The sequence below is a fragment of the Variovorax sp. H27-G14 genome (assembly GCF_046156345.1).
In the GTDB taxonomy this organism is placed as follows: domain Bacteria; phylum Pseudomonadota; class Gammaproteobacteria; order Burkholderiales; family Burkholderiaceae_C; genus Variovorax.
Genome location: NZ_JAYLVN010000002.1, coordinates 319,103 through 343,324, shown reverse-complemented (window position 1 = coordinate 343,324; position 24,222 = coordinate 319,103). Strand labels below are relative to the sequence as shown.

General features: G+C 66.2%; 39 protein-coding genes. 17 read left to right on the top strand and 22 right to left on the bottom strand.

All coding sequences use genetic code 11. The features are described 5' to 3' along the window. Nucleotides 1-39: 39 nt before the first annotated feature. From VLK31_RS07140 to VLK31_RS07045, 20 genes are all read right to left on the bottom strand, one after another. Nucleotides 40-696: a DUF6682 family protein gene (locus tag VLK31_RS07140; protein ID WP_409167685.1), complete on the bottom strand. Its 657-nt coding sequence runs from the start codon at nt 694-696 to the stop codon at nt 40-42. 1 nt (nt 697) lies between these two features. After that, on the bottom strand, nt 698-1,198 hold the full coding sequence (locus VLK31_RS07135; protein WP_409167684.1) for a hypothetical protein: 501 nt from the start codon (nt 1,196-1,198) through the stop codon (nt 698-700). A 5-nt stretch (nt 1,199-1,203) separates the two neighbouring features. After that, entirely contained in the window at nt 1,204-1,560 is a 357-nt protein-coding gene (locus VLK31_RS07130) for a hypothetical protein (protein ID WP_409167683.1), read from the bottom strand. 45 nt (nt 1,561-1,605) lie between these two features. Continuing rightward, the gene (locus VLK31_RS07125) at nt 1,606-2,649 is read right to left on the bottom strand and encodes a N4-gp56 family major capsid protein (RefSeq protein WP_409167682.1); all 1,044 of its coding nucleotides are present in this window, start codon (nt 2,647-2,649) and stop codon (nt 1,606-1,608) included. A 17-nt stretch (nt 2,650-2,666) separates the two neighbouring features. Next, complete coding sequence (locus tag VLK31_RS07120; RefSeq protein ID WP_409167681.1) at nt 2,667-3,479, bottom strand: hypothetical protein; 813 nt, start codon at nt 3,477-3,479, stop codon at nt 2,667-2,669. 30 nt (nt 3,480-3,509) lie between these two features. Beyond that, the gene (locus VLK31_RS07115) at nt 3,510-3,722 is read right to left on the bottom strand and encodes a hypothetical protein (RefSeq protein ID WP_409167680.1); all 213 of its coding nucleotides are present in this window, start codon (nt 3,720-3,722) and stop codon (nt 3,510-3,512) included. Beyond that, nucleotides 3,719-5,863: a hypothetical protein gene (locus VLK31_RS07110; RefSeq protein WP_409167679.1), complete on the bottom strand. Its 2,145-nt coding sequence runs from the start codon at nt 5,861-5,863 to the stop codon at nt 3,719-3,721. Before VLK31_RS07110 ends, VLK31_RS07115 begins: the two co-directional genes overlap by 4 nt. Nucleotide 5,864: 1 nt before the next feature. Next, nucleotides 5,865-7,301, bottom strand: coding sequence for a terminase large subunit domain-containing protein (locus tag VLK31_RS07105; protein ID WP_409167678.1), 1,437 nt, complete (start codon nt 7,299-7,301; stop codon nt 5,865-5,867). Further along, entirely contained in the window at nt 7,294-7,851 is a 558-nt protein-coding gene (locus tag VLK31_RS07100) for a hypothetical protein (RefSeq protein ID WP_409167677.1), read from the bottom strand. Before VLK31_RS07100 ends, VLK31_RS07105 begins: the two co-directional genes overlap by 8 nt. A 51-nt stretch (nt 7,852-7,902) precedes the next feature. Next, nucleotides 7,903-8,442: a hypothetical protein gene (locus tag VLK31_RS07095; protein ID WP_409167676.1), complete on the bottom strand. Its 540-nt coding sequence runs from the start codon at nt 8,440-8,442 to the stop codon at nt 7,903-7,905. A gap of 6 nt (nt 8,443-8,448) precedes the next feature. Then, complete coding sequence (locus VLK31_RS07090; RefSeq protein ID WP_409167675.1) at nt 8,449-8,634, bottom strand: hypothetical protein; 186 nt, start codon at nt 8,632-8,634, stop codon at nt 8,449-8,451. Then, the gene (locus VLK31_RS07085) at nt 8,601-8,774 is read right to left on the bottom strand and encodes a hypothetical protein (RefSeq protein WP_409167674.1); all 174 of its coding nucleotides are present in this window, start codon (nt 8,772-8,774) and stop codon (nt 8,601-8,603) included. Before VLK31_RS07085 ends, VLK31_RS07090 begins: the two co-directional genes overlap by 34 nt. Nucleotides 8,775-8,994: 220 nt before the next feature. After that, nucleotides 8,995-9,213, bottom strand: a complete 219-nt coding sequence (locus tag VLK31_RS07080) for a hypothetical protein (protein ID WP_409167673.1) — start codon at nt 9,211-9,213, stop codon at nt 8,995-8,997. Beyond that, nucleotides 9,204-9,665: a RusA family crossover junction endodeoxyribonuclease gene (locus VLK31_RS07075; protein ID WP_409167672.1), complete on the bottom strand. Its 462-nt coding sequence runs from the start codon at nt 9,663-9,665 to the stop codon at nt 9,204-9,206. The genes VLK31_RS07080 and VLK31_RS07075 overlap by 10 nt, the downstream gene beginning before the upstream one ends. After that, complete coding sequence (locus tag VLK31_RS07070; protein WP_409167671.1) at nt 9,662-10,135, bottom strand: hypothetical protein; 474 nt, start codon at nt 10,133-10,135, stop codon at nt 9,662-9,664. Before VLK31_RS07070 ends, VLK31_RS07075 begins: the two co-directional genes overlap by 4 nt. Continuing rightward, nucleotides 10,132-10,623: a hypothetical protein gene (locus VLK31_RS07065; protein WP_409167670.1), complete on the bottom strand. Its 492-nt coding sequence runs from the start codon at nt 10,621-10,623 to the stop codon at nt 10,132-10,134. The genes VLK31_RS07070 and VLK31_RS07065 overlap by 4 nt, the downstream gene beginning before the upstream one ends. Next, nucleotides 10,598-11,584: a DUF1376 domain-containing protein gene (locus tag VLK31_RS07060; RefSeq protein WP_409167669.1), complete on the bottom strand. Its 987-nt coding sequence runs from the start codon at nt 11,582-11,584 to the stop codon at nt 10,598-10,600. Before VLK31_RS07060 ends, VLK31_RS07065 begins: the two co-directional genes overlap by 26 nt. Next, the gene (locus tag VLK31_RS07055) at nt 11,581-11,847 is read right to left on the bottom strand and encodes a hypothetical protein (RefSeq protein WP_409167668.1); all 267 of its coding nucleotides are present in this window, start codon (nt 11,845-11,847) and stop codon (nt 11,581-11,583) included. The genes VLK31_RS07060 and VLK31_RS07055 overlap by 4 nt, the downstream gene beginning before the upstream one ends. A 133-nt stretch (nt 11,848-11,980) precedes the next feature. Then, a complete protein-coding gene (locus VLK31_RS07050; protein ID WP_409167667.1) occupies nt 11,981-12,151 on the bottom strand; it encodes a hypothetical protein in 171 nt (56 codons plus the stop codon). Then, a complete protein-coding gene (locus VLK31_RS07045; RefSeq protein WP_409167666.1) occupies nt 12,152-12,448 on the bottom strand; it encodes a transcriptional regulator in 297 nt (98 codons plus the stop codon). It lies immediately after the preceding gene. On the opposite strand from VLK31_RS07045, the gene VLK31_RS07040 reads away from it, so the two are divergent. Then, nucleotides 12,436-12,981 carry a helix-turn-helix domain-containing protein gene (locus VLK31_RS07040; protein ID WP_409167665.1) on the top strand — a complete coding sequence of 182 codons (546 nt, stop codon included), beginning with the start codon at nt 12,436-12,438 and terminating at the stop codon, nt 12,979-12,981. The two genes, VLK31_RS07045 and VLK31_RS07040, sit on opposite strands and share 13 nt — an antisense overlap. Nucleotides 12,982-13,102: 121 nt before the next feature. Beyond that, entirely contained in the window at nt 13,103-13,672 is a 570-nt protein-coding gene (locus tag VLK31_RS07035) for a DUF4124 domain-containing protein (RefSeq protein ID WP_409167664.1), read from the top strand. Nucleotides 13,673-13,991: 319 nt separating this feature from the next. Here VLK31_RS07035 and VLK31_RS07030 read toward each other — a convergent pair whose 3' ends face one another. Further along, the gene (locus tag VLK31_RS07030; protein WP_409167663.1) at nt 13,992-14,246 is read right to left on the bottom strand and encodes a hypothetical protein; all 255 of its coding nucleotides are present in this window, start codon (nt 14,244-14,246) and stop codon (nt 13,992-13,994) included. A gap of 213 nt (nt 14,247-14,459) precedes the next feature. Here VLK31_RS07030 and VLK31_RS07025 point away from each other — a divergent pair, with 213 nt between their 5' ends. The 15 genes from VLK31_RS07025 to VLK31_RS06955 all read left to right on the top strand — a co-directional run bounded on the left by VLK31_RS07025 (nt 14,460) and on the right by VLK31_RS06955 (nt 22,973). Further along, the gene (locus VLK31_RS07025; RefSeq protein ID WP_409167662.1) at nt 14,460-15,425 is read left to right on the top strand and encodes a hypothetical protein; all 966 of its coding nucleotides are present in this window, start codon (nt 14,460-14,462) and stop codon (nt 15,423-15,425) included. 1 nt (nt 15,426) lies between these two features. Next, on the top strand, nt 15,427-15,630 hold the full coding sequence (locus VLK31_RS07020) for a hypothetical protein (protein ID WP_409167661.1): 204 nt from the start codon (nt 15,427-15,429) through the stop codon (nt 15,628-15,630). Then, nucleotides 15,627-15,863, top strand: a complete 237-nt coding sequence (locus VLK31_RS07015; RefSeq protein ID WP_409167660.1) for a hypothetical protein — start codon at nt 15,627-15,629, stop codon at nt 15,861-15,863. Before VLK31_RS07020 ends, VLK31_RS07015 begins: the two co-directional genes overlap by 4 nt. Beyond that, the gene (locus tag VLK31_RS07010; protein WP_409167659.1) at nt 15,860-16,102 is read left to right on the top strand and encodes a hypothetical protein; all 243 of its coding nucleotides are present in this window, start codon (nt 15,860-15,862) and stop codon (nt 16,100-16,102) included. The genes VLK31_RS07015 and VLK31_RS07010 overlap by 4 nt, the downstream gene beginning before the upstream one ends. 1 nt (nt 16,103) lies before the next feature. Beyond that, on the top strand, nt 16,104-16,487 hold the full coding sequence (locus VLK31_RS07005; RefSeq protein WP_409167658.1) for a hypothetical protein: 384 nt from the start codon (nt 16,104-16,106) through the stop codon (nt 16,485-16,487). Between the two features lie 20 nt (nt 16,488-16,507). Next, nucleotides 16,508-17,479, top strand: coding sequence for a hypothetical protein (locus tag VLK31_RS07000; RefSeq protein WP_409167657.1), 972 nt, complete (start codon nt 16,508-16,510; stop codon nt 17,477-17,479). Nucleotides 17,480-17,492: 13 nt separating this feature from the next. Next, nucleotides 17,493-19,307, top strand: coding sequence for a YqaJ viral recombinase family protein (locus tag VLK31_RS06995; RefSeq protein ID WP_409167656.1), 1,815 nt, complete (start codon nt 17,493-17,495; stop codon nt 19,305-19,307). A 1-nt stretch (nt 19,308) separates the two neighbouring features. Next, entirely contained in the window at nt 19,309-19,737 is a 429-nt protein-coding gene (locus VLK31_RS06990; protein ID WP_409167655.1) for a hypothetical protein, read from the top strand. Continuing rightward, on the top strand, nt 19,734-20,345 hold the full coding sequence (locus VLK31_RS06985) for an exonuclease domain-containing protein (RefSeq protein WP_409167654.1): 612 nt from the start codon (nt 19,734-19,736) through the stop codon (nt 20,343-20,345). Before VLK31_RS06990 ends, VLK31_RS06985 begins: the two co-directional genes overlap by 4 nt. A gap of 112 nt (nt 20,346-20,457) precedes the next feature. Continuing rightward, on the top strand, nt 20,458-20,700 hold the full coding sequence (locus VLK31_RS06980) for a hypothetical protein (protein WP_409167653.1): 243 nt from the start codon (nt 20,458-20,460) through the stop codon (nt 20,698-20,700). A gap of 29 nt (nt 20,701-20,729) precedes the next feature. Then, the gene (locus tag VLK31_RS06975) at nt 20,730-21,425 is read left to right on the top strand and encodes a hypothetical protein (RefSeq protein ID WP_409167652.1); all 696 of its coding nucleotides are present in this window, start codon (nt 20,730-20,732) and stop codon (nt 21,423-21,425) included. A 3-nt stretch (nt 21,426-21,428) separates the two neighbouring features. After that, complete coding sequence (locus tag VLK31_RS06970; protein WP_409167651.1) at nt 21,429-21,944, top strand: hypothetical protein; 516 nt, start codon at nt 21,429-21,431, stop codon at nt 21,942-21,944. Beyond that, on the top strand, nt 21,941-22,402 hold the full coding sequence (locus VLK31_RS06965; protein ID WP_409167650.1) for a hypothetical protein: 462 nt from the start codon (nt 21,941-21,943) through the stop codon (nt 22,400-22,402). Before VLK31_RS06970 ends, VLK31_RS06965 begins: the two co-directional genes overlap by 4 nt. Next, on the top strand, nt 22,402-22,728 hold the full coding sequence (locus VLK31_RS06960) for a hypothetical protein (RefSeq protein WP_409167649.1): 327 nt from the start codon (nt 22,402-22,404) through the stop codon (nt 22,726-22,728). The genes VLK31_RS06965 and VLK31_RS06960 overlap by 1 nt, the downstream gene beginning before the upstream one ends. Continuing rightward, on the top strand, nt 22,725-22,973 hold the full coding sequence (locus VLK31_RS06955) for a helix-turn-helix transcriptional regulator (protein WP_409167648.1): 249 nt from the start codon (nt 22,725-22,727) through the stop codon (nt 22,971-22,973). The genes VLK31_RS06960 and VLK31_RS06955 overlap by 4 nt, the downstream gene beginning before the upstream one ends. Here the strand turns inward: VLK31_RS06955 and VLK31_RS06950 are convergent. Next, nucleotides 22,938-23,939, bottom strand: coding sequence for a tyrosine-type recombinase/integrase (locus VLK31_RS06950; protein WP_409167647.1), 1,002 nt, complete (start codon nt 23,937-23,939; stop codon nt 22,938-22,940). The two genes, VLK31_RS06955 and VLK31_RS06950, sit on opposite strands and share 36 nt — an antisense overlap. Between the last annotated feature and the right edge of the window lie 283 nt (nt 23,940-24,222).

Sequence of the window (24,222 nt, the reverse complement as noted above, 5' to 3'; positions counted from 1 at the left end):
TTTCCCGGCATGCGCACACGCGTCGAACTCTAGAGGGGGTCAGGCCAGCGGAGGCGAGTTGGCCACGCTGCCGTTGCGCGACCAGTCCTCATTGCGAGCGCCGGTGCGCGTACCGAACTCAGCCTCGAAGCGTGCAAGTGCCTCGCCTGCGATCTTCGGGTCGAGCTGCTCGCTGTCGCGGCGACTGTAGGCCCGATACAGCATCCAGTCGACGAGGCTCTGGTGCCACTCCAGCCGCAGCTCGGGCACATCCTCGTCGTCGACCAACGGTGCCAGTGGCAGCCGGTACACCGCCAGTTGAATGGTGCCGCCAACCGCAGGGCGCGGATAGAGGTGCAGCTTGCCGCTGTCGAGGCCTCGAATCAGGACGCTGGGCACGTTGCGCAGCGTGTCGGTGCGCCAACTGGGCCACGCGCAACCCACCTGCTCGACGGTGCGCAGCATCATTTCCTCACTGCCGATGCTGGCGCTGCGCACTTCGAGGATGCGGGGGTCGATCGTGATCGTGGCGTCCCCTGCCGCATAGCTGATCGTGCACAGCGCAGAGGTCGAGTCCGTGAGCACCAGCGCACGGCGGCAGGCCTCGACCTGGCCTTCGTTCGCAAAGCGCGTCAGGCGCTCGTCGGTGCACAGCGGCGGCACCGCGTTGTCGTCCGACTCGTCGCGGTAGGCAGCAATCAGCTCTTGCAGGTTCATTTCAGGCCTCGGCCAGCACACCGCGCAGCCAGGCTTGGCCGCGGGGATTTTGGTCTTCCAGCACAGTGAACGGGAAGCGCAGCGCGTTGCGACGGCGCAGGCGGTTCATGGCTTCACCGAGGCGGTCGTCGATGGTCTGGTCGTAGTCGGTGCGCTTCGCGCGCGCCAAGCGCTCGACATACTTGCGCTTCACGACCTGCTCCATGCCGCGCATGATGAACTGCGTGACGCCGTTGACGCCGACCTGCACCAGTTGCGGGTCGTTTTCATCCGACGACTCGGAAATCACGATCCTCACACGCTCATTCATGAACGCTTCCAGGTCGGCGCCGTCGAGGGCTACCACCTTGTCGATGATGTCGGTTTCGCGGTGGCGCTCGCCGATGGTCAGATCGGAATCGGCTCCGATGTATTCGCTGGCGGCTTCGGTTTGACGGCCTCGGGACATGCTCTTCTCCTTGGGAAATTCGGATGCCCGCTCCGGCGCTGCCAGGGCGGGCAAGGGGGTTAGACCATTGCGCAGTAGTACAGGGTCTGGGACGCGACGACAGCCGCCAACGTCGCGTTCTGCGACACGCGGAAGCCGCGCGGGTCGGTCTTGACGCCGGCAGCGCCCGACAGAGTGGCCGCGCCAGCAACGTCCAGCTTGAATGCCGAGCCTTCTGCCATTCCCTCGAAGAACTCGACGGTCACGCCGTTGGCGTTGCGCACCTTCACGTAGCGCGGCTTGAAGCCGCAGTTGATGAAGAGATCGTCGCCAACGGTCAGCGCGGTGGCATCGAAAACGACCTTGCCGATGGCGATGCCGGGAGTGCCCGGGTCTTGGGCGGTGGTGCGGGTCTGGCCCGCGGTGTTGTCAGCCATGATTTTTCCTTTCATGCGCGGGGGCGCTTGGCCCCCGCATGAGGTTTACGCGAGCGACGACACGCCCGCTTCGACGACCGCCATCCAGCCCTCGTTGAGCAGCACGCTGCTCATGTAGAACTTGGCGCCGATGTAGCCGCGCTGGCCCAGCGGGTCCGACTTGTCCTTCGTGCCCGGCGGGATGTACGTCGGGTCGAGGGCGTCGCCACCGCGCAGCGCCACCTGGCCCCAGGCGTCCTCGCCTGTCACGATGAACGGGTACACATCGACGTTGGCGCCGCCGGTGCTGTACAGGCCGGTGGCGCCCACTGCCACGCCGGCGTTCTGGTACGAGGCCAGCTCCGGCGAGGTGACGAAGCGGAAGTTCTCCACCGTGCCGATCTCGTAGGGGCTCACCACCTTGCGCACGCCGTACTGCGCCACCGGCACGTAGCCGGGAAGGTCACGGATATCCGATTCAGCATCGGTGTGCACGAACACCAGGTACGACGCTTCGACAGGCGTCGTCCTGATGTTCGACGAGGGCGCCAGGATGCCGGTAATGCGCTCGGCATGGTTGGTCTGCAGGTTGCGGCTCACGCGGCGCAGCATCAGCAGCGTGATCTTGGCGGCCACGGCAGCGCGCGAGGAGCCGCCGGCGTAGAACACGTTGGTGCAGGCCTTCAGCACGCCGTAGCGGATCATCTCGCGCACCAGCGCAATGCGTTCGCCGCAGTGCTTCTTCATCTCGGCCGGCACGTCGTCCTCGTAGGTGTCGGCGGTCTGGTCGGTGAGCTGGTAGAGGCAACCGTACTGGCGGATGCGCGTGGTGACGTCCTGCGGCACCAGGCTGTCGGGCGAAGGCGTCACACCTTCCGTCAGCATGTGCGCCACCGGGTCAGCTTTGGGCCGGTTCTGCGTGTTGAAGTCCACCGCCGTCGCGCCGTAGGGCAAGTAGCGGCGGTACACCACCGTCTGCCCCATGTTCTTCGGCAGCTGGCGCTGCATGCCGGTGATGCCGAGGATTTCGGCGCCGACAGCGTGGGCGAGGATCTCGCCCTTGATCTTGTTGATCCGACCCGCGGGGGAGTCGTATGTAAAGCCGCTCATGTTTTCACTCCTCGGGCTCAGTGGCCCCTGACCGACTTGAAGCCGGCCTCGAATGCGTCGTTATCGCTCAGTGCAGTCTTGGCCTTGCCGGGCGTGCCGGTGGGGGTCAAGGAGTTCTGCAGCCGAGCGCTGCTCTTAGCCTGTTGCGTCTGCTTGGCAGTGCCCCAGGCGTCAAATTTGGAGATGACCGCGCTCAACTCTTTGGCCTTTTCGGTGGAGTTGAAGGTGGTGCGGACATCGTCCGGCTGCGCCGCGAGCCACAGTTGAAAGTCCTGCGACCCAATCTTTTCGCGCCAGCCCTCGTTGAAGTGGTCCATGAGCTCGGCCTGCAGGTCTGGCTGTTGGCTCGGCAGCGGTTGGTGCTGCGGGGCCTCGCCGGACGCTGGGTCCTGGCTCGTGGGCATGCGTGCATTGACGTAGGCGGCCAAGTCCGGGTTAGCGGCTTCGATCTCCTGAATCCGCTCGGGCGTCAGCGCAGGTTGCGCCGGGGCCCTTCGCATTTCCTGGATCACGCTGCCGTACTCGCCCAGCTTGCCGTTGACCTTGCGCAGCGATTGCTCCAGCTCGGGCACGCGGCCAAGCAGCGTGCGCACCTCGGCCTCGGTCAGCCCCGCGATGCGCGGCTGGTCGTCGGCTGCAGGTGCTGCTGCGTTTGTCGTGGTACCGGGCTGCACACCCTCGCCGGCTGGCTTCTCACCACCAGCAGCCTCGGCGGCAGGCCTGGCCTGTGCGGGGGTTGCGGTGGGTTCGTCCTGGCCAGCGACTGAGGCGAAACCGGCATCGAATGCGGCTTCGTCCTGGGCTGCTTGCTCGATCTGTTCGGGGTCCATGTGCACTCTTCTCCTTGTGTTCGCCGGGGGTCAGTGCTGATCGCCAGCGGGTTGCGCCGGGGCCGCCGTTTCGGGCAGCGCCAGCAGTTCTTTCAAGACCGCGATCTGCCCGCGCGTGTGCGCGGTCTCGTCGGGGCCCATGCTCATGCGGTCGTTCTTCAGGCGCAGCTCGGTCAGGCGCTTGGTGGCGTGCTGCTCGACAAAGCGCCAGGTGGGCGAGCGCGGATCAATCTCCAGCTTCATTGCTGGCCACCTTCGATGCCCGCATTCAGGCCGACGGCCGGGCTCACTGGATTGGCCGGCGTGAGCGGATTGGTGTTGTGCTCGGGCGGCAGCGCAGGAACATTCGCCTCTGGGATGGCCGGGTCTTGTGGCGTGGCATCTGCGCCGCCCGCGGCGGCCCACATGGCGTCTGCAACGGGTGCCACCGAAGGGTTCATGGCGATGTTCTGGCCCGCCTGCGTGGCCGAGAACATGCCCTCCACGTTCTTCGTGGCGGTCTTGGCCTCGGACTCTTTGGTCTGGGCAGTGAGCAGCCCGGCGCGTGCCGTTGCCTCGCCTGCTTTGGCCTCGACCAGTGGGTCGGGCGGCTGCTGGCCCTGCTGGGCGCGCTCCTCTGGCGTGAGCATGAAGCGCTTCGGGTCCATGCGCTGGCCCTTGACCAGCTCGGCAAAGTACTTCGCTGGGTCAACCCCATAGGCTGGGTCGCGCACGATGGTCGCCATCTGAATCAGGAACTGCTGCTGAGCGTCGCGCTCGACGAGCGCGGAGGACGCGCGCACGTCGACCTGCATGTCGCCCTTGATCGCATCGTCAGGGCTGTGCTGCATCATCCAGTCGAAGTAGCGCTCGACGTGCGGGCTTGTCACGTAGTCGTCGAAGCGCTTGGCCAGGCGGCGCAGCACGCTCGACGCGTTGTTGTTCTGCAGTTGCATGCCGCCCAGCGTGTTGGGTGCATCGCCGCGGATGCCTTGCAGCATGGCGGGCATGCCGGTGGTGTCCTCGGCCATCTTCAGCGCGAACTCCACCACGTTCATCAGCTCAGCCTGCACGGACGGAACCACGAAGGCATTGAACGCGGCGCGCACGTCGGCGACGTCGCCTCCTTCGAGCCGCCACATCTTGCCGGGGCGCAAGGTGAAGTCCTTCGTGCCGTCGGCGGGCGTCACACCGTTGCCGATGATGACCTGAGGAGCCGAAGACAGCGCCGAGTTGTCCATGAGGGCGCGCACCGCGCCGTTGAGCATGCGCTGGACCGTGCGGATCTGGCGCGACACGCCCATGCCCCAAGGCATGCCGGGCCGCGCCTGCCAGGCCAGCACGTCGTAGGGAAAGTCGCCGGAGTCCAGCGCGGACAGCGTGACCTTCACCAACCGGTCGTTCACCAGCACGGCCATGGCGGGAATCTTGTCGCCCTCGATGCTCTCGATGTCTTCGACGCCCACGGCGCGCAGCTGCTCGCTATCGCAGTAGCCGTAGAAGATCCACATTTCCCACTGCTCGTCTTGGCGCATCGCGGTGCCGTCTGTGGCCTCCCGCGCGCCGGTCAGCGACGGGCCTTCCTTCAGCGCCGCGCTGATCTGCTCGGTGTCGTAGCCCGGCATGCTGACCATTTCCAGCAGCTGCCGGCGGCTCAGGTATTCCCGCTCCCAGGTGAAGCCGCCTTGGTGAATGTCGTCGCCGCAGGCTGGGTCGGGGAAGAAGTTCCACGGGTCCACGCGCTTGGAGGCTGGCTTGATCTCGCTGATGACGATCTGCGACACGGTGCCCATGGGGTCGCGCTGCACGATCTTGCCCGACTGCTTGACGGGATACGGGCCCTTGAGCACGCCTGAGCCCAGGCGCGCCGAGTCCTCGATGAGCTTGCGCACCTCGCCGTGCCAGTTCGACTCGACCAGGCAATCGTCGATCTGCTGCTGCATGCCCTCGGCTGCCTTGTCGGCCTGCTCCTTGGTGCGCGCCAGTGCATCTGCTGCTTGTTCAGGGCCGCCCAGCATCTGCACGGCTTGGGGCGACAGTTGCGGCACCGGCGTGGGCTTGAGCTCCCATGCACGGTCGTCCGTCGGCAGCAGCATGTCGGCCACGCGCGCCGCGGCGGAATCGACGTAGGGCCGCGTGATGTTCAGGAAGATCACCGAGCGTGTGGGCGCCTTCGAGTCGGCGTCGCGCCGCTCCACCCAGCCCTTGAGGTTGCCCATGCGGTACGTCGACTGGTAGCGCCTGTTGGCGTCGTCGATGCCCTGGTAGTGCTCCTCGTCCTCCTGCCAGTCGTTCTCGATGCCCGAGGACTGGCGCCCGCTGACGGCCTCGCGGCGCTTGCCCAGCAACGTGGCCAGCAGCGACGCCCGTAGCGCGTCATCGGGCTTGTCTTCGGTGTTGTCCATGTCAGTACCCGACTTCTGCATCAAGAGGCTCCCAGCCGCGGCGGCTCGTCGACGGGTCGACCGGCCGCACGATGGCCTTGCGTTTCATCATCAGTGCGTAGCGCGTGGCGCTCAGCAGGTCGTCCATCACCTTGACGACCTTGCCGTCCTTGCGGTGATAGAGGCGGAATTCCTGGAACCAGTCGTCCAGGTTGGAGAAAACCTTGAACCGGCCGGTCTGCATGCGCTCGAGCAAGTCCATCAGCCCGGCCTCCACGCCGTTGCTGCCGTCGTCGAAGGTGGCGCGGTCGCGCAGCATCTTCAGGCCGACAGCGGCGTACTGCTTAGCGAGCTGCTCGCCGCTGCCCTTGTCGTGCTGCAGGCCGTCGTGCGGCCAAGAGGTGGGCACCCATGGTCCCCAAGGCTTGATCGTGGCGGCGTGCATGACCGGCGTGGCCTCGCGCATGCGGTGCGCGCGGATCACATAGAGGCAGTCGACATCACGGTCCCATGCGATCTGCACGGCGGCCGTCGGGTGGTCCCAACCGAAGTCGATGCCGTTGATGCGCGGCCAGTGCGCCGGCACCTGGAAAGGTGCCACCTTGATGGCCTCCTCCTCGATTGGGAAGATGCGGCCAGAGCCAAGCGTGGGGATGCCCTTGGCGCGCGCCTCGCGCTCGTGCGCCGGGTAGCTGGCGACGATCTTGGCGCGCTCCTCGGGCGTGTAGTGCTCGGCGTCCTCGATCGTCATGTTGGTGACGTGGCGCGCCGTGGCGCCGGCATCTTTGGCCGGCAGCAGGAACATCGTCACCACCGCCGACATGCCCAGCAGCGGCGTGAAAGTCATCTGCGAGAACTGGCCGCGCTGCCCGTTGTTCGTGCGCGTGAGGCCTTCGCTGTAGATGTCGAGCGGCGGTTCTTCGTCGTACCAGACGCCGTCGACGGTCGGGCCCTGCCACTTCTCACGGCCCTTCTCGTAGGCCTTGAAGGACAGCACCGACTCGCCGGCCTGCACGTCGCCGCCACCACCGTGGCGCACCACCACGCTGTCCAGCAGGTTGGCAACACCCATGGCGCGGTTGTAGTCCTTGAGGGCATCGGCGGGGATCATCCCGGTGCCCCACGCCTCGGCAACAGCAGGCGGCCCCACCAGGATGCGCTGCGGGTTGTCGCGCGTGGATTCGCCGGTGACCGAGCCCGCCCACAGCGTCACAGCCTTCTCGAAGACGGCGCCCTGCCACCAGTCCGGGTAGCGCCCGGTGAGGTGCATTGCCCACTCGGCCCCGCCGGCCACCGTCTTGCCCAGCTGGTTGCCCGCCATGAACAGGCGCTCGGAGAACGTCGCGCCCGCGGCATGGAAGTCGCGCTGCTTCTTGTACGCGTTGTACTGCTCCAGGCGACGGCGTGCCAGCTCGCCCTCGATCTGCGCCAGCATGGCGCCGCGCAGGTCGTCACGCACCGGTCAGGTCCTTTCGCAGCTTCATCAGCTCGCTCGTGGCCAGCGAAGCCAGGTTCTCGTCGCGTGCCGGCTCGACCTTGATGCCGTAGGCCTCGCGCTGCAGCCCAATGAGCGTGCCTGCGGCGTCCACCAGCGTCTTCATGGTCTTGGTGCGCACGGTCAGGGCCACGCGCTCCTTCTCGGCCTTCTGGTTCTCGGTCTCGAGTTCCTTGGTCAGGCCGTCGCACAGCGAGCTCAGCCGGTCGAGGTAGGCACGGTGGCGCAGGCGAACCGTCGCAACGTCGGAAGCGGCAGCTTCGACCACCTGGCGCTCGGTTGCGTGCACGTGCTTCTGCCTGGTCACCTCCTTGGCGACCAGCGCTTCTGCCCGAGCTTGAATGCGCGGATTCAGGTTGCGTTCCCACGTGTCGCGCTTGGCGCGCTTCGAGATTGCCGCGTGGGTGATGCCGTTCTCTTCGGCAATGGCGCGCAGAGCTTTGACGCCAGCGCGGTAGTCGCGCTCGATCAATGCCCAGTCGGGCGCTGTCGGTTTGGTGGCGTTGGTATCCATGGCCCAGATGGTTACCGGGCGCTCTGGATACTGGAAACCCTACCGGGGGTGCTAGATCAACAACTGCTTGGGAATGCCCATGAGCACGCGGACCTGCTCTTCCAGCTCAGCGATGCGGGCCTTGGCCGCGGTGTCGCGCTCCAGAGATTCGGTGTTCCGGCGACGCAGGTCGGCCACCTGGTCGGCGAGGTCGCGACCGGCGGCCAGGGCCTGGAACTGTTCGGCCGCACCCTTCACTGACATGGCCAGCATGCGCTCTTCTTCAGCGGTGAGAGTCAGCATGCCTTCGCCCACTTCGATCTTGACCCATCCTCCACTCAGCCGAGAGACATGGACCGGCCGGGCTTCTGGCATGACATCGACAGGCTCGAAGACCCCGGGCAACAGGCGGCGGACCGAGCCTGCCTCTATGAGCTTCTTCGTGTGCTCGTCCACCTTGCCCACGGGCACTTCGAGGATGTCGGCCACCGCTTGCCGGGTTGCGATTCGGCCGGACGCATGGATCTCGGCGATGAGCTGCAACACGCGGGCAGAGGTCAGCATCGTCCGCTTTTCTGCGGGCTCGGTGCGGGTGAGGACAAGGTGGTTCACTGCCGCTCAGACCTCGATGGTGTCGCGCAGCGTGGCGAGCTGGGTCTGGGCCGCGTTCACGCGGGCGGTGAGTGCGCGGATCATCTCGCCCATCGGGCAGATCTGGGCAAAGGGTTCGCCCTTGCTGGCGGCGCTGGGCGGGATGCGGCCCATGTTCTTCACCGGGTCCAACTGCTCATCGAGACCTGCCACGTAGCGTCGAGGCGGTTCAACGCCATCGACAACTCGTTCAGCTCGGCGGCCACGGGAGGTGTATCGCGCAGGGGTTGCGGTTGCGACGAGGCGCGCACAGCGCTCTGTGCGATGGAATCGGATGCTTGCTTGAGGTACATGCTGTTCTCCAGTTGTGCGGCCCGGAAAGCGGGGCCGCTGCGCTTCAGAAAAGGGATTCGGTCGGCCGCGGTTGCACAGGGGAGAACTTCCCCACCCTGCACACGTTCTGCGCCGTGGTGCCGATGGCTGCGCGCACCTGCTCGGGCCGCGCAGCGCACTGCCCGTAGCCGTGCTGGGCCAGGCTGCCGGCGAGGGTCCAGTGGGTGCAGGTGCCGCAGGTCATTTCGGCACGCAGCTGGCGCCATGGCTCTGGGCCCAGCGCACGAAGTGGAAGTGAATGGCACGCCCGATGGCGTCAGCCGCGGCGGTCAACTGTTCCTCGGTCAGGTTGCCGGCCTGGTGCCGCAGGAAATGGTTCTTGCCAGCGCTGATCGCCTCCGCGTGCATGAGCTGCGCCACCTCGGCGAACCGGTCTTCTTCGATGAGGATCACGCGCATGTCACAGCCCCCAGCAGATCGCCCTGCACCACCGGCACCGCCAGCTGCTCGATGCGCAGCACCACGCGCGCGCCGTGCTCGTCGGGCTCCATGCGCTCCGACGAGAGCCGGCGCACCCACTTGTCGTCCTCGATGGCGATGCCCTTCAGCGCGTCGAGCAGCACCTTGTTGGCGTTGTCGATGTCGATGCACTGCACGCCGTCGTCCCAAGCTGCACCGAGCTTGCGCATGCGGGTCTTGAAGTCCTGCGGGCGGTTCGGGTAGAGCTGCACCGAGATGGCGACGCGACCGGTCAGCGGCGTGCGGATGCCGGCGGCCTTGCACAGCCAGCCGACCTGTTCCTTGAAGTTCTCGGCCTCCTTCGACACGTAGGTGCTGACGAAGGTGCCGCGCACGGCGGTGCGCCAGTAGCGGTTCGCCGAGATGGGGTACGGGAGGGTGAGCGTGATCATGCCGAGACTCCTTCGCCGCGTACCTGGGCGCGCACCGTCTCGCGCGCGGGATGGGCAGCGCCGAGCGCGAACACGCTGTTGGGCACCTTGGCGCGAGCCCAAGCCAAGTCGGTGTCGATGCGGGCGCGGGCCGCGGCGCGCTCGGCCAGCTCGTCGGTGTCCTGCTCGTCGTCGAGGTCGATGGCGGCGCGGGCCAGCAGCTGAGCGGCGATGACCTGGGCGCGGCCGGATGGCGTGATGCGGTAGGTGGCCGAGATGCCGTAGCCCTTCGGCGTGACCTGCACGGCCAGCTGCTGCGTCACGAGCCTGCAGACGATGTTGCGGCTGTACTTCGGGCTGACGTCGAGCGTGCGCTGGACCGTTTTGCAGGTCATCAGGCCGCCGTCGGCCATGAGCGCCAGCACCTGCATGCCGTGGGTCAGGCGCCCGGGTGACTTCCGGTTTTCGCCTCGGAATTGAGGGGTTGTCATGAAGTGATTTCCTCGGTGAAGGTGGGTTCGCGCAGCGCATCGCGGGCCATGGCGAGGCCGGTCACGGTCGTGTGGTGCTGCCCGGTTTCGTGGCGGTCGACCAGGGTCCGCGCCCATTCCCGGCCAGGCTTGGCGAAGAGCATTCCGGCCTTGATGTCGGCCGACAGCGCACGCAACGCATCGCGCTCGGCTGGCGTCGGGCCGCGCACGTCGTCGCTGTAGGTGATCGACTGCACAGCGGCCGGCATCGAGTGGCACAGCCGCTTGAATTCCATGACCGTGGGCGGCTTCTCGGGCAGGTGGTCGATGCCGTAGCGCACGGCGTGCAGGTTGCTCGCGAAGGTGTTGAGCTCGATGGCCCAATCGGTCTTTACGGCGTGCAGGTCGAGGTCGCGCCAGCGGTCGAGGAACGGCGTGCCGTAGCGCAGCGTCAGGGCCGAAAACAGCCGGTCGACCACGTCGTCAGCGAGTGGTTGGGGGGAGCGCATCGAACACCTCCGAGGTGGGTTTGGGGTCGCGCCGGGCTGCGGCGTAGGGGGCGGCTTGCTGCACGCGCTCGCGCTGTTCGCGGCGCCATTCGGGTTCGGTTGCGGGTGGGCGGCCCGGTGCGGCGGCCGGCAGCGGTGCGACAGTGGCATCGCGGCGGCGGTTCTCGGCGGTTGTGAGCGCGTAGCCGAAGCCCGCCTGCTTGCGCACCGCCGCCTCGGCTGCGGCGATGAACTCGTCGAGCGTGATGCCGGCCTCGATGAGCTTCACGAGCTTCGGGCTCGACGGGTTGGCGTCGGCCACGCCGGCGGATCGGATGGCCTTGCACACCTCGCCCGCGGAAAGGACGGGATTGGCGCGCGCTATGTCTCCTGTCTCTTTACTGTCCCCTGTCCCCTGTCTACTGTCTCCTGTCAAAGACATCTCAGGGTCGTCTACATCTCGTCTACCGGTAGACGCTTGAGCGTCTACAAAACCGTCTACATGCGTCACACAAAGAGACGTCAGCTTTTCGAGCGAGGCACCAGCAGGAGGGGTGATACCGGCAGCGCGAAGAAGCCCAGAGAGCTGCTTGACCTTGTCGCGCCAACGCTGCTGCCGTGTCTCTTTCGTCTCGCGCACCTCACGGAAATCCTCACGCCGACCCCAAGCCTCCAGCACGTACTCAGCGATGAGCGGATGGTAGTAGCGGTCGTCGGAGCACAGCACCCAGCCGCGCATGGCCATCTCGCGCACCTTCTTCCAGGACTTTGCGGACGACAGGTGCGCCAGCACGCGCTCGTCTTTCGGCAGGCTGCCGGCGGGCGCCTGGTTCCAGCTCTTGGCCCACAACGCCACAGCCGCCTTGAACTCGTCGCCAGTGCTGATGCCGAAGAGGTCCGAGTCGAGCAGGCGCTGGCAGTGCAGCGGCATGAAGGGCATGCCGCGCAGGTCGCAGTCGGGCGGCACCATCGGCTCCGTCATTCGCTATCCTCAAAAATCAGCTTCCCCGGTGTCGTCATCGACATGGCGCGCTCGTACAGCACCTCGAAGGCTGCGAAGGTCTTGGGGTCGACGCACTGGTAGTCGGAGGGAACGACCTTCATTCCGAGGAAGGCTAGGTACTGCAGCACCTCCTCCAGCCGCTCGGTCTTGATGCGACTGACCGTGGCGTCAGACAGGCCCATCGCGACAGCGACAGCACCGGCCTTTCCAGGCTCTTGCAGCGCGCGCAAAACGAGCTGCATCCCTTTTCTGGCTCTTTCAGGCGGGGTTGGAGACGATGCGGACACGATGAACTTCCTTGAATTTGAAATGACTACGTCAAGCGCGGACAGCGATGCAGATGAAGACGAATGGGTGCATGTGCATGACGCCGCCCTACTCGCTCTGCAGCGCGTGCGCGCCGCCCATGAGCAGGAAGAAACCGATCACGCCCGCGGCTGCCGCGACAACGAGCAAGCCCGGGCGGTCGAAGAACGAGCCGTACAGGCCGACGCCAGCAGCCAGCACGCACAGCGCATGGCCTGTGATGTGGGGGTAGCGCAGCACTTAGGCCGCCTTGGCTTCGGGCTCGGGGGTGCGTTCGGCGACCGAGGCGAGTTCTGGCCAGATATCGGCCCAGTCTTCGGGTCGCAGCTGCTTGCGCCCTACTTCTCCGAAGGTCAACCGCTCGATGGAAACGCAGTACACGGCATCGATCAGTGTTGCGCGCGTCTTCCAGTTGCTGACGACGCTTTGGCCGACGCTCAAGGCAATCGCGAGTTTGGTGATGCCACCGCAGATCTCGGCAGCCCGCAGGAGCGCCAGAACATGCGATGGAAGCGGAGTGGCTTGTGATTGGTCCATTACTCAATTATCACCGCAGTGATAATGAAGTCAACACCTCAGTGATTCACGCAAGTGATGCAATCGAAGGGATGGAAGAGATACCGGAGCGCCTGAAGCGCTTGCGCAAGGCTGCAGGCCTTACGCAGGCTGCACTCGCGCGGGCGGCTGGTGTTGTTCAGAGCACGATCGGGAACATCGAAGGCGGTCACCGCGGTTACGGCGAAAGCCTGGTGGACATCGCCAAGGTGCTCCGTGTGCCGCCGGAATATCTGCGATGTGAGACCGACGACTATGCGGTCGTGTTGATGACCGAGCCGCCAATGACGATGAGCGCACTTGGTGCGCCGGTGTCGGTAAGCATTTCGACGCTCGCTTTACTCGGCGCTGCCATCGAAAAATCGGCGACGGAAGACCGCAGTGGGATCGTCAAGCTGATGACAGCGTTCATCGAGAACCCAAGTGCCAATGCGGATTTACTCCCGCTCATTGAGAAGCGCCTGTCGGGGGAACTGCACGCACCGCAAAAAGTGGCATCCGGCGGATCGAAATAAAGCAGTCGGCTCGACTTTATAACTTCGATACACAATTAGAAACGAAGGTACGCGCCGCCGGTTCCCCGAGCTCCGGTATTTCTCGGGTTTATTACCTCGGCGCGCATAGGGAGAGAAGAACATGAAGCTCTTTTTTGCAGCGCTCGCCGCCATCGCTTTCGTGGGCAGCGCGCACGCTCAGGTTCACCGGTGTACTGACGCCGCCGGCAAGACCTCTTTCAGCGACGTGCCGTGCCCGACCACGGCCAAGAGCGCACTGCAGGTACTGGGGCGCAGCGCCACAGACACACCCACCGACCCTTACGCCGCGCAGCGCAACTTGGAGAGCATCGAGAACGCCTCGCGCATCCTGCGAGAGCCCACCAGCGACGCCGTGGGCAACGCTGGCGCCGGCATCATCCCAAGTGACCCAAACCAACGCATCCGCGAGCAAGACGAGCGCAACATGCAGCGGCGAACGGCGCAACTCAACGAAGAGCAGGGCCGCCGTGAGGAACGAGCAGCTAGGGCCGAGGAAGCCCGCCAACGTATGGTCGCCAACGGGCCAAGGAACATTTCGGCTTGCGACCGCACTGGGTGCTGGGACACCTCAGGCGCCCGCTACAACCGAACAGGGACTGACGGACGAACACTGTGGCGCGCGGACGGCAAATTCTGCCGCGCCGACCGCAACACCATCAGCTGCAACTGACCATCGAGAAAAATGCCAAACCAAGCCTGCCCTCTCTGCGATCAACCTGCCAGGTTCAGCGCCGTGTCTGATCCCGACGGGAAGATGTTTGAATGCTCGTCGTGCCGGAGCTTTTTCATCGATGAGAGCAGCGAGGACTACCTGCAGGAGATGGCTGCGAGTACCCGCACCGAACGACAGAGCCAACTCCAGGGCATGGCGCAACGCACGCCAATGGGTTCTGTACTGGTCGTCCGGGCGCCGCGCCCGGATGAACGAACTGGTGAGCGTCCGGGTGTCGCCACCAAACGCATGGTTGCCGAGTTCGTAACGCGCGGGGCTACTGCGGGTCCGACATGACCTCGAAAAATTCCAGCCGTGCCCCGTGATTGACGACCACCTGCGTGCCAGCCTTGAAGCCAGAAAAGCGCCCATCGGCCCATAGCTTGAAGTGCTCACCGTCCGGGCCGCTGATGTCGAAAAGCGGGGCGTCTTCTACGACCTTTACCCCGCTCCGCATGACCCCCATCGGCGTGCCGGTCGCCACCCGTATTTCGGACCACCTCTCTGCGCCCACCATCTGCTCGCTTTCCATCTCGCTCCTTTCAGCCCGCCACGCGAGCATTGAGACCTGAGCGTATGCGCGCTCGCCCGAGCGCCTAAACCCTGCTGGGGGCACCAGCACCAGCCCGCCGCGAGCGGGTTTTTTTTCGCCTCAAACATCACAGTTGAAAAGTTTTAATCACTTCAGTGTTGACAACATAAATCACTAGAGTGATACTTTGTCCATCCCAACACGGAGATGGACATGGAAGCAACCTCGCAAGAAGCCCCCGCGACCCAGGTCAGCGGGCTCACGAAGATCACGAAGGAATGGCTGAAGCCGCACAGCCCGTGCAGCGACGGCTACCGCTGGTTCCTTGAGAAGTTTCCGCAGGGTGCGGACTTCGGCGAGGTCTATGCGCTGCTGCGCGCGAACAAGCGCTACGCCGATGCCGACTGGCTGGCGTCGGCGGCGTTCAAGTCGCTGGACACTTCGGGCGTGGTCACGCACACGGTGTCCATGGCCGGGGCGGACACCGCGAAGATTGAAGCGCAGGTGGAGGCGGACGGCGCGAACCCCGAGGCAACTGCCACGACGGGCTACAGGGCCAACGCTGCCACGACGGGCTACAGGGCCAACGCTGCCACGACGGGCGAAGGGGCCAACGCTGCCACGACGGGCGGAGGGGCCAACGCTGCCACGACGGGCGAAGGGGCCAACGCTGCCACGACGGGCGAAGGGGCCAACGCTGCCACGACGGGCGGAGGGGCCAACGCTGCCACGACGGGCGAAGGGGCCAACGCTGCCACGACGGGCTACAGGGCCAACGCTGCCACGACGGGCGGAGGGGCCAACGCTGCCACGACGGGCGAAGGGGCCAACGCTGCCACGACGGGCAACTGGGCCAACGCTGCCACGACGGGCTACAGGGCCAACGCTGCCACGACGGGCAACTGGGCCAACGCTGCCACGACGGGCTACAGGGCCAACGCTGCCACGACGGGCGAAGGGGCCAACGCTGCCACGACGGGCGAGCATGCCGTGGCAGCCGCGCTCGGCATCGACAGCAAGGCCAAGGCCAGCGCCGGCGGCGCCATCACCGTGGTCTGCCGCGACGGCTACGGCAAGCTGCTCGCAATCCGTTCGTCGATGGTGGGGCAGAACGGCATCAAGCCCGACACCTGGTACTCGCTGAGCGCCGCGGGCGAGTTCGTCGAGGTCGAGGCCTGAGATGAACGGCCCGAACTTCCCCCACATCGTGCACAAGCCGATGCCCGCGCGGGAACTGCAGCTCGAGCTAGAGCCGTTGCCCCAGAACTACCGTGGCTTCGTTCGTCGGCTGTCTCCGGTGACGCAGGAAGAGCTGGCTGCGATGGACTTGCGCGAGAACTTTGCGGTGAGTGAGCAGCAGCGGCGCGAAGGCGGCGCATCGTGAGCCGCGCCCTCTTCCACACCCCGCTGACCGCGCCGCGCCAGTTCGTCGGGACGGTCGACGCGACGCACGAGCGCTGCACGCCCTGCCCCCGCACGCTCGAGCAGGCCTTCGGCATCGCTGCCGGCGGCGTCATCGTGCCCATGGCCGACCCGGCGCTCTCGCACCGCGCTGCCGACTGGTCGCTCTACATCGTCACCGTGGTGGCGCTGGTCGTGATCGGGCTGACGTCGTGAGCCAAGACACCGGCTACCACGCCCCCGTCGTCCTGGCCGACGCCCGCGAGAAGCGCGCGCGCCGCCAGCGGCCCTACCCCGCGTGCGTCGAGCTCAAGGACCTGCAGGGGTTCGAAGGCGCCGGCCAACACGAATCCGCGCAGCGCGACGTGCGCTCGCTCTTCGGCGCCATGGCTGCGGTCGTGGTCGTCCTCCTGGTGCTGGTCGTGCTGACCGTGCGCCACCTCCTGAAAGGCTGACATGCCCCGCACCATCATCCTCACGCTCGCGCCCTCATCGCGCGACAGCTCGCTGGATTCGGAGCTGTGGAGCGTCACCGAAGACGGCCGCATCTGCGACAGCCTGTGCTGGGACGAAATGCTAGGCGTCGTTGCTCGCATCACGCTGCACGAATACGACAGCAAGCGCGGCCCGATGCTGACCGTCCAGGATCACAAGGACGCAGCCGAGGCCAAGGCCTTGCGCAACGCCACGCCGTCGCGCATCGAAGACGCGCTGCGCCAGGTCGTGCACGCCTTCCACGGCAACGAGACCGCCGGCCCGCTGCCGGCCGCCATCGAAGAAGCCGCCGCGGCCATCGCCGCAGTCGAGGCCAAGCGCCAAGACGAAGAAGTCCCCTTTTGACCACCACCCCGAGAGAACCCATGGCCTCCTCTGAACTGACCACCCACACCCCCCAATTCGACCTGAGCCCGCAAACCTTCGAGCAGGCGCTGACGTTCGCCAACTACATGGCCGACAGCGACATGGTGCCGAAGGACTTCAAGGGCAAGCCCGGCAACTGCCTGATCGCCATGCAGTGGGGCTTCGAAGTGGGCCTGAAGCCGCTGCAGGCGCTGCAGGGCATCGCGGTCATCAATGGCCGCCCGTCGATCTGGGGCGACGCGCTGCTGTCGCTGGTGCTGTCCTCGCCCGTGTGCAAGGACGTGGTCGAGCGCTACGAAGGCACCGGCGACGACTTCCGCGCGGTGTGCATCGCGCAGCGCCACGGCCGCACCGACAAGGTAGCCGAGTTCTCGCTGAAGGACGCCAAGGCCGCCGGGCTGCTCGGCAAACAAGGCCCGTGGACGCAGTACCGCGACCGCATGCTCAAGCAGCGCGCCCGCGCCTTCGCGCTGCGTGACCAGTTCGCCGACGTCATCAAGGGCTTGGCCGTGGCCGAAGAAGCCGGCGACATCCCGGCCGCGCGTTACATGGGCGATGTCGAGGTGGTGCAGCCCGAGACCTACCCGTCCGACCAGTTCGACAAGAACCTGCCGGCGTGGCGCGAAGTGATGGCCAAGGGCCGCAAGACGGCCGACCAGATCATCGCGATGGCGCAGACCAAGTTTCCGCTGACCGACGCCCAGCAGCAGCAGATCCGCGCCGCGGCGCCGCGCGTGGTATCGCCTGCCGCTGATGCAGCACCGGCCACCGACGTGCAGCCCAAAACCGATGCCGATGGCGTCATTCACATGACCTTCGCCCAGGTCGCCGACCGCATCGCCAAAGCCTGCGACGTCGACGCGCTCGCCATCGCGGGCGACCTCATCAGCAGCGTGCAGGACCCCGAGCAGCGCAAAGAGCTGAACACGGCGTGGGAAGCCCGCAGCGACGAACTCAACAACACCGACTGAAAGGACCATCACCATGGACACGCTCAACCTGATCCAGGGCTCGCCCGAGTGGCACGCCCACCGCGCCAGCCACTTCAACGCCAGCGACGCGCCGGCAATGCTGGGCTGCTCGCCCTACCAGACGCGCACGCAGCTGCTGCACAAGCTGGCCACCGGCCAGGAACCCGAGGTCGATGCCGCCCAGCAGAAGCGCTTCGACTATGGCCACGCCTTCGAAGCGATGGCGCGCCCGCTGGCCGAGGAGTTCATCGGCGAAGAGCTGTTCCCGGTGGTGGGCGCCGCGGGGCGGCTGTCGGCTTCGTTCGACGGCCTGACCATGGACGAGTCGATCGGCTTTGAGCACAAGACGCTGAACAAGGACCTGCGGGCCGTCATGGCCGGCGGCTGCGACGGCTCGGCACTGCCGCCCGCCTACCGCGCGCAGATGGAACAGCAGCTCATGATTTCGGGCGCTGAGAAGATCCTGTTCATGGCATCGAGCTGGCGAGGCAACGAGCTGATCGACGAGATGCACTGCTGGTACACATCCGACCCGGTCATGCGCGATGCGCTCGTGAAGGGCTGGGCGCTGTTTGCCGAGGAGCTGCAGACCTACACGCCGGCGCAGGTCGAAGCGAAGCCCGTGGGCCGCACGCCCGAGACGCTGCCGGCACTGCACATCGAGGTTACCGGCATGGTCACCGCCAGCAACCTGGCCGAGTTCCGTGTGCACGCGCTGGAAGTGTTCGGCGCCATCAACACCGAGCTGGTGACGGATCAGCAGTTCTCGGACGCCGAGAAGACTGTGAAGTGGTGCGGCGACGTCGAGGAGCGGCTGGCCGCCGCCAAGCAGCACGCACTGAGCCAGACGCAAAGCATCGACGCGCTGTTCCGCACCATCGAGGACATCAGCGCCGAGGCGCGCCGCGTGCGGCTCGACCTCAACAGGAAGATCACGGTGGAGAAGGAAAACCGCCGCAACGAGATCCAGCAGAACGGCGTGAAGGCGCTGGCCGCGCACGTGGCCGCGCTCAACGAGCGGCTGGGCCGCCAGTACATGCCGGCGAGCGCCGCACAGGCGGACTTCGCGGGCGCCATGAAGGGCAAGAAGTCGATGACCAGCCTGCGCGAGGCTGTGGCCACCACGCTGGCCAACGCCAAGATCAGTGCGAGCGACATCGCCGACGGCATTCAGATCAACATGAACACGCTGCGCGAACTGGCCAGCGAGCATGTGTTCCTGTTCCCCGACGTGGCGCAGCTGGTGCTGAAGGCCAGCGACGACCTGGCCGCGCAGGTGAAGGCGCGCATCGGCGAGCACCAGGCGAAAGAAGCCGCCAAGGCGGCAGCATTGCGCGAGCAGATCGCCGTCGAGGAGCGCTTGAAGGCCGAGGCCACGGTACGCGCCGAGCAGGAAGAGAAGCGCAAGGCCGACGCCGCAGAAGATGCAAGGGTGCGCGCCCAAGTCATCGAAGCAGACAACGCCGCGCAGTCCAGCATCACCGAAGCACGCGAAGCCGAATCGGTGCCGACGCCGCTGCTCGACGAACTCAGCAAGAGCGCCACCGCGCAGCGCGCTGACGTGGTGTCGTCGATCGATGCCCGGCGCGCAATCGTGGCCGCACAGCAAGCGGCCGCAGCGCCGCTGGCCGCGCCCACCCTGCGCCTGGGCGTGCTCAACGAGCGACTGGCCCCGATCCAGATCACCGCCGGTGGCCTTGCCACGCTGGGCTTCACGCAGGCCGCGCGCGCCGGCAGCACGGTGCTCTATCACGAGGCCGACTTCCCGCACATCTGCGCTGCGCTGGTCGACCACGTGCAGCGCATCCAGGCCAAGCAGGCCGCCTGACATGGCCAAGCTCAAGGCGCCTCTGTACGTGTTGCTGCACGGCATCCAGGTCATCGGCGAGTACGCGCCCAGCGGGCAGAACCGCTACTGGCGCGTGCGCATCAGGCCGCATGCCTTCTTTCCCCGCGTGACACCTCGCCACGGCGGCCTGTACGTGCGCCGCAGCCGAGTGCTGTTGGCCGCGAAGCTCGGCCGCGCGCTGACCGCGGCCGAGCATGCACATCACGTCGACGAGGACGTCAACAACGAGCACCCGGACAACCTCGTGCCCTTGTCGGCCGCCGAGCACAACCGCCACCACAAGACGGGCTTCCGTCACACCGAGCAAGCCAAGGCGCGCATCACTGCGAGCCTGAGGCGAGCGCACGCCGAGGGGCGCATGCCGGCCCACGTCATCACCACCCGCAACCACCTTGGACAGATCCAATGAAACTCGCCCTTTTCTATGATTCGGAGACAACCGGCCTGCCGCTCTTCAAGGAGCCCAGCGAACACCCCGACCAGCCGCACATCGTGCAGCTCGGCGCCATCCTGGTCGATCTCGAAACGCGCCGCGTCCTGAGCACCCTCGACGTGATCGTGAAGCCGGAAGGCTGGGAGATTCCGGCGGAAGTCACTGCCATCCACGGCATCAGCACCGACCTGGCCACGGCTGTCGGCGTGCCCGAAGCGGAAGCCGTCGGCATGCTGGTGGCCATGTGGCAGCGCGCCCAGTGCCGCATCGGCCACAACGAGACCTTTGACGCCCGCATCGTGCGCATTGCGCTGATGCGCCACTTCCCCGGCGCGCTGGCCGACGAGTGGAAGGAAGGCGCCGCCCAGTGCACGCAGAAGATCGCCACGCCGATCCTGAAGCTGCCACCCACCGAGAAGATGGTGGCGGCCCGCATGCGCGGCCCGAAGTCGGCCAACCTGGGCGAGGCCTACGCGCACTTCATGGGCAAGCCGCTCGAAGGCGCGCACAGCGCCATCGTTGACGTGCGCGCGTGCATGGACGTCTTCTTCGCCGCCACCCAGCCCGAGGCCGTCGCGGCCTGACCCCTTTCCAGGGCGCGCCCGGCTGGGCTTCCGTCTCCTCCCTCCTCCTTCATTCCCGGCCGGCCCGCGCAAGCGGCGCCCTTTTTCTTTTCTCCACCACCGAAAGGCCACCATGGGACCGCAACAACACCTGAGCGTCGTCGTCTGCGAAGACGCCGACGACGCCATCGCCCAGGGCTTCGACTACGCCTCACAGGGCGACAAGTTCAAGCCCATCGAGATCGAGAAAGCCGTCGTCATCCAGCACGGCACGCAGGCCGGCAAGCCCACTGTCGACCTCGTGCTGTTCGACCAGACCGGCCAGCGCTTCGTCGTCATGTTGACCGGCGCGCTCCTCAAATCCATCCCCTGCTGATCAACCCCCAACCACTGGAGCCCTGCCCCATGTTCTCTCTCCCCGAATTCACGAAGGTCAAGGTGCTGGACGTCACTGTGCTTTCCCAGAAGAACCGGCCCGCCGGCGCCAACCCGGGCGTGCGCCTGAACGTGCAGGCCGACCTGCCGAACTACGTGCTTTCCGAGTTCGACCCGGCGCTGCGCAACACCCTGTTCCAGAAGAGCGCCGCGGCTGAGACCGCCAAGGACAAGCGCCAGACCCTGCCGGGCGTCGAGCCCATCAGCGACCTGCCGAACCTCACTTCGCTCGCGCGCCACATCAAGAAGGTGGCGTGGTCGGACAAGCTGAGCGGCTATGACGTCGAGATCGACCACGGCATCGGCGGCAAGTCGAACCTGAAGATGGGCGACGCCACGCTCGAGAACTTCCGCTTTGCAGCGAAGGAAGGCGGCACCGTCGCGGCCTGGTGGTCCATCGAGGTGGTCGACGTGCCCAAGTTGGTCATGGGCGAGCTGACCATGCTCAAGAGCCGCGAAGTGCCCATGAAGCTGCTGGAGCCCGAGGTGAAGCAGCAGGACCTCGACGACGGCGCGCCCGCGGCCGCACCAGCAGCGCCGGCGAAGGGCGCCAAGAAGGGTGCGGCCGGTCACAAGGACGACGAGCCCTGGCCCTTCCCCAACGAAGCGCCCGGCGCCGCGCAGACGCCCGAAGCCGCGTTCATCGCCACTGCGGACAAGGGCTGAGCGATGGAGCCCGAACGCATCACCGTTGACCGCGCCGCACTGCACCTGGTGCTGCAGGCGCTGGTCGGGCCCGGCCATCTCATCCGCGAGCTGCAGGCCACGCGCAGCCTCCACGCGTTCGGGCACCCCAACCCCATCGAGACGCTTGTCGCAGAATTCCATGCGCACCAGGTGGGCACCAAGTGCAACGCCACCCAGCTCTCTGGCGGGGACTGGGCCTGCGATGGCAACGACTGCAGCCGGTGCACGCGAAACGCGCCGCAAGCCACGGCGAGCACGCTCCACAACATCCGGCATGCGGCCTGGCAGCGTGGCGAGGCGGAGACGGTGCGCATGCTGGACGCACACCTCGGTGGCCATCCTGGACAACTCATCAAGGCCGCCGCGCTGCAAAGGTCGACGCCTGCCGAGCCCTGGATGGAACAGGAGGCGAAGTACGAAGCCCAGATGAACGAGACGCACGCGGCCCTGCAGGCCGACGACACGCCGCTGGAAACGGGCGAAGGGGATGCGCGATGAGCCTTCCCTACTCCAGCGCCACCAGCGGCGAACGCGCCCTTGGCGACATCCAGAAGATTCTGCGCGGCTTCGGCTGCAACAAGTTCGGCAGCATGATCGACGACGGCGAGGGCATCGTGCTGGTGCAGTTCCAGTACCACGGCCGCGAGGCCACGGTGAAGGCCAGCATCAAGGGCTATGCCGCCGCCTGGCTGCGCGAAAACAAGCGCGGGCCGCGCACGCAGGCCACCGAGGCCGAGCACAACGCCAAGGCCATGCAGATCGCGAGCGTGGCCGTTTATTCGATCCTGCGCGACTGGATCAAAGGCCAGGTCACCGCCATCGAAACCGGCATCCTGACCTTCGAAGGCGCCTTCCTCGGCAACCTGATGCTGGGCAACGGGCAGACGGTCATGGAGCACATCGAGAAGCAGAAGCTGCTGCCGGCCATGATCGACAACACACCTAGGATCGGCTGATGGGCTACCTCAACCCCTTGCTGAAGTTGCCCGCCGGCCGCGCCTTGCTCGACCTCCCTGCCGAGCAGCGCGCGCCGCTGGAAGCCGTTATGCGCGAGCTGCGTGACCAGGCCAACACCGAAGCCGAGAAATCCTGGTTGAAGCGCAAAGGGCCGATGGCGGCGTACTGGCGCGCTGTCAGCACCTACGCACGGCACCTCGCGCACGCTCTCTCTGCCGGAGCGCCCTGCGGCCGACGTTCGGGCGGCTTCGCGTGCACCCTCCCGAAGGGCACTCGCTGCCCAGACTGTTCAAGCGTCGGCATCGACGCCGGAGACCCTTCATGACCGACCAAGCCCTGATCCAACGCATCGACAGCCTCACGTCGGCATTCGTGCAGATGGCGCGGCTGACCGGCGCGCGCCTCACCCGCTCCGAGATGTGCAACCGCCTCGGCGTCAGCAGCAACACGCTCACCGCACGCGTGCGCCGCGGCGACGTGCCCACGCCCGGCAAGGACGGCAAGTGGCTGCTGGCCGAAGTCGTCGAGTGGGAGTCACACAGCAGCGCCGATGCGGCGCGCGATGTCTGAGGCCTTCGGGTTGTAGTAGACGAGAGCCTGGGTGGTCTTGACCCACCCCATCATCTTGCACAGGTCCAGCACGTTGATGCGCTGCGCCAGATGCGTGCAGGCCGTATGCCGCGAGTCGTGGAAGGTGAAGCCCTCCAGCCCGGCTTTCTTCCGCGCCTTGCGGAACAGGGTGTCCAGGCTCTCCACCTGCAGGCCGAACACCATCACGTCATCCCACCCCTTCATGCGCTCGGCCACCGCGCGCGCCATCGGCCCAAGCGGCACGTGGCGCCCGGTGGTCTTCGTCTTCGTGTGCGTCAGCACGGCATAGTCGCCCCGCACGTCGATCCATCGGAGCTTGCAGATCTCCCCCGCCCGCATGCCGGTGGCCAGTGCGAACAGGAAGGCCCCCGCGATGGCCTGCGACACCGTGCGCACCGTCTTGCCGTGTCCGAGCTGGCGCAGCATGCGGCGCACCTCTGGCCCCGTGATGACGCGCTCACGGTGCTCGCTGGTCTGCGGCCGGCGCACGTCGCGCATGGGGTTGGTCGTGATCCATTTCCACTCGACCTTCGCGTGCTCGAAGACGGCGGACATGAGCCCCATATCGCGCAGCACCGTGGCGGGCTGGTTCTTCTTGAGGCGGTCGTCGCGCCAGCGCCCCAGCTCCTCGCTGGTGACCTCGTGCACTCGCTTCTTCAGGGGCAGCTTGTGCTGAGCAGCATCCTCGAAGGCCAGCAGCCGGATGGTCTCCTTCGCATTGCCGCGCTTCTTCGGCGTGACCTTCTCGGAGTACTCGCGAAACAGCTCCAGTAGCGTGCGGTTCGCGCCCGGGCCTTTTTTACGCTCCGTGCGCAATTCGATGGTGCGGCGAGCATTCCAATCGTCGGCTTCTCGCTTCGTGTCGAAGGTGCCGCTGTCTCGTATTCCGCCAATTTCCAATTGCACGCGCCAGGTGCCTTGTGCAGTCTTCTTCGGTGCAGCCATGTTCGGGGGATTGTCCGGGGGGAATTCGAGGGGAGGACTTGGAGCACTTTGCGTTTCAGTGCCCGAGTTCGCCGAATCATATCCGCGCGGACCCCTCTATTTGCTGGGGTTTGCGTCTGGGAGACGCAGTCCGGCTCAAAAGCCGATATATATGGTGGTACCCGGAACGTGCACCGTATTCCCTTATTTCATGCGGGTTCGCAAAGAATTTGGGGGATTAACGGGGGGCGGGTTTGAGTTTGTCTAAAAGGTGTTCGCCGATTTTCCCACATGGGCGGCTTCC

Coding starts and splice junctions, on each gene's coding strand:
- VLK31_RS06990 (WP_409167655.1), top strand. CDS start 19,309: ATGGCCAAGCTCAAGGCGCCTCTGTACGTGTTGCTGCACGGCATCCAG.
- VLK31_RS07130 (WP_409167683.1), bottom strand. CDS start 1,560: ATGGCTGACAACACCGCGGGCCAGACCCGCACCACCGCCCAAGACCCG.
- VLK31_RS07000 (WP_409167657.1), top strand. CDS start 16,508: ATGGCCTCCTCTGAACTGACCACCCACACCCCCCAATTCGACCTGAGC.
- VLK31_RS06955 (WP_409167648.1), top strand. CDS start 22,725: ATGACCGACCAAGCCCTGATCCAACGCATCGACAGCCTCACGTCGGCA.
- VLK31_RS07045 (WP_409167666.1), bottom strand. CDS start 12,448: ATGGACCAATCACAAGCCACTCCGCTTCCATCGCATGTTCTGGCGCTC.
- VLK31_RS07125 (WP_409167682.1), bottom strand. CDS start 2,649: ATGAGCGGCTTTACATACGACTCCCCCGCGGGTCGGATCAACAAGATC.
- VLK31_RS06970 (WP_409167651.1), top strand. CDS start 21,429: ATGGAGCCCGAACGCATCACCGTTGACCGCGCCGCACTGCACCTGGTG.
- VLK31_RS06960 (WP_409167649.1), top strand. CDS start 22,402: ATGGGCTACCTCAACCCCTTGCTGAAGTTGCCCGCCGGCCGCGCCTTG.
- VLK31_RS07075 (WP_409167672.1), bottom strand. CDS start 9,665: ATGATCACGCTCACCCTCCCGTACCCCATCTCGGCGAACCGCTACTGG.
- VLK31_RS07080 (WP_409167673.1), bottom strand. CDS start 9,213: ATGCGCGTGATCCTCATCGAAGAAGACCGGTTCGCCGAGGTGGCGCAG.
- VLK31_RS06950 (WP_409167647.1), bottom strand. CDS start 23,939: ATGGCTGCACCGAAGAAGACTGCACAAGGCACCTGGCGCGTGCAATTG.
- VLK31_RS07055 (WP_409167668.1), bottom strand. CDS start 11,847: ATGCAGCTCGTTTTGCGCGCGCTGCAAGAGCCTGGAAAGGCCGGTGCT.
- VLK31_RS07005 (WP_409167658.1), top strand. CDS start 16,104: ATGCCCCGCACCATCATCCTCACGCTCGCGCCCTCATCGCGCGACAGC.
- VLK31_RS06995 (WP_409167656.1), top strand. CDS start 17,493: ATGGACACGCTCAACCTGATCCAGGGCTCGCCCGAGTGGCACGCCCAC.
- VLK31_RS07120 (WP_409167681.1), bottom strand. CDS start 3,479: ATGGACCCCGAACAGATCGAGCAAGCAGCCCAGGACGAAGCCGCATTC.
- VLK31_RS06975 (WP_409167652.1), top strand. CDS start 20,730: ATGTTCTCTCTCCCCGAATTCACGAAGGTCAAGGTGCTGGACGTCACT.
- VLK31_RS07110 (WP_409167679.1), bottom strand. CDS start 5,863: ATGGACAACACCGAAGACAAGCCCGATGACGCGCTACGGGCGTCGCTG.
- VLK31_RS07100 (WP_409167677.1), bottom strand. CDS start 7,851: ATGGATACCAACGCCACCAAACCGACAGCGCCCGACTGGGCATTGATC.
- VLK31_RS07020 (WP_409167661.1), top strand. CDS start 15,427: ATGAACGGCCCGAACTTCCCCCACATCGTGCACAAGCCGATGCCCGCG.
- VLK31_RS07065 (WP_409167670.1), bottom strand. CDS start 10,623: ATGCGCTCCCCCCAACCACTCGCTGACGACGTGGTCGACCGGCTGTTT.
- VLK31_RS06965 (WP_409167650.1), top strand. CDS start 21,941: ATGAGCCTTCCCTACTCCAGCGCCACCAGCGGCGAACGCGCCCTTGGC.
- VLK31_RS07115 (WP_409167680.1), bottom strand. CDS start 3,722: ATGAAGCTGGAGATTGATCCGCGCTCGCCCACCTGGCGCTTTGTCGAG.
- VLK31_RS07030 (WP_409167663.1), bottom strand. CDS start 14,246: ATGGAAAGCGAGCAGATGGTGGGCGCAGAGAGGTGGTCCGAAATACGG.
- VLK31_RS07140 (WP_409167685.1), bottom strand. CDS start 696: ATGAACCTGCAAGAGCTGATTGCTGCCTACCGCGACGAGTCGGACGAC.
- VLK31_RS07035 (WP_409167664.1), top strand. CDS start 13,103: ATGAAGCTCTTTTTTGCAGCGCTCGCCGCCATCGCTTTCGTGGGCAGC.
- VLK31_RS07060 (WP_409167669.1), bottom strand. CDS start 11,584: ATGACGGAGCCGATGGTGCCGCCCGACTGCGACCTGCGCGGCATGCCC.
- VLK31_RS06985 (WP_409167654.1), top strand. CDS start 19,734: ATGAAACTCGCCCTTTTCTATGATTCGGAGACAACCGGCCTGCCGCTC.
- VLK31_RS06980 (WP_409167653.1), top strand. CDS start 20,458: ATGGGACCGCAACAACACCTGAGCGTCGTCGTCTGCGAAGACGCCGAC.
- VLK31_RS07070 (WP_409167671.1), bottom strand. CDS start 10,135: ATGACAACCCCTCAATTCCGAGGCGAAAACCGGAAGTCACCCGGGCGC.
- VLK31_RS07085 (WP_409167674.1), bottom strand. CDS start 8,774: ATGTACCTCAAGCAAGCATCCGATTCCATCGCACAGAGCGCTGTGCGC.
- VLK31_RS07025 (WP_409167662.1), top strand. CDS start 14,460: ATGGAAGCAACCTCGCAAGAAGCCCCCGCGACCCAGGTCAGCGGGCTC.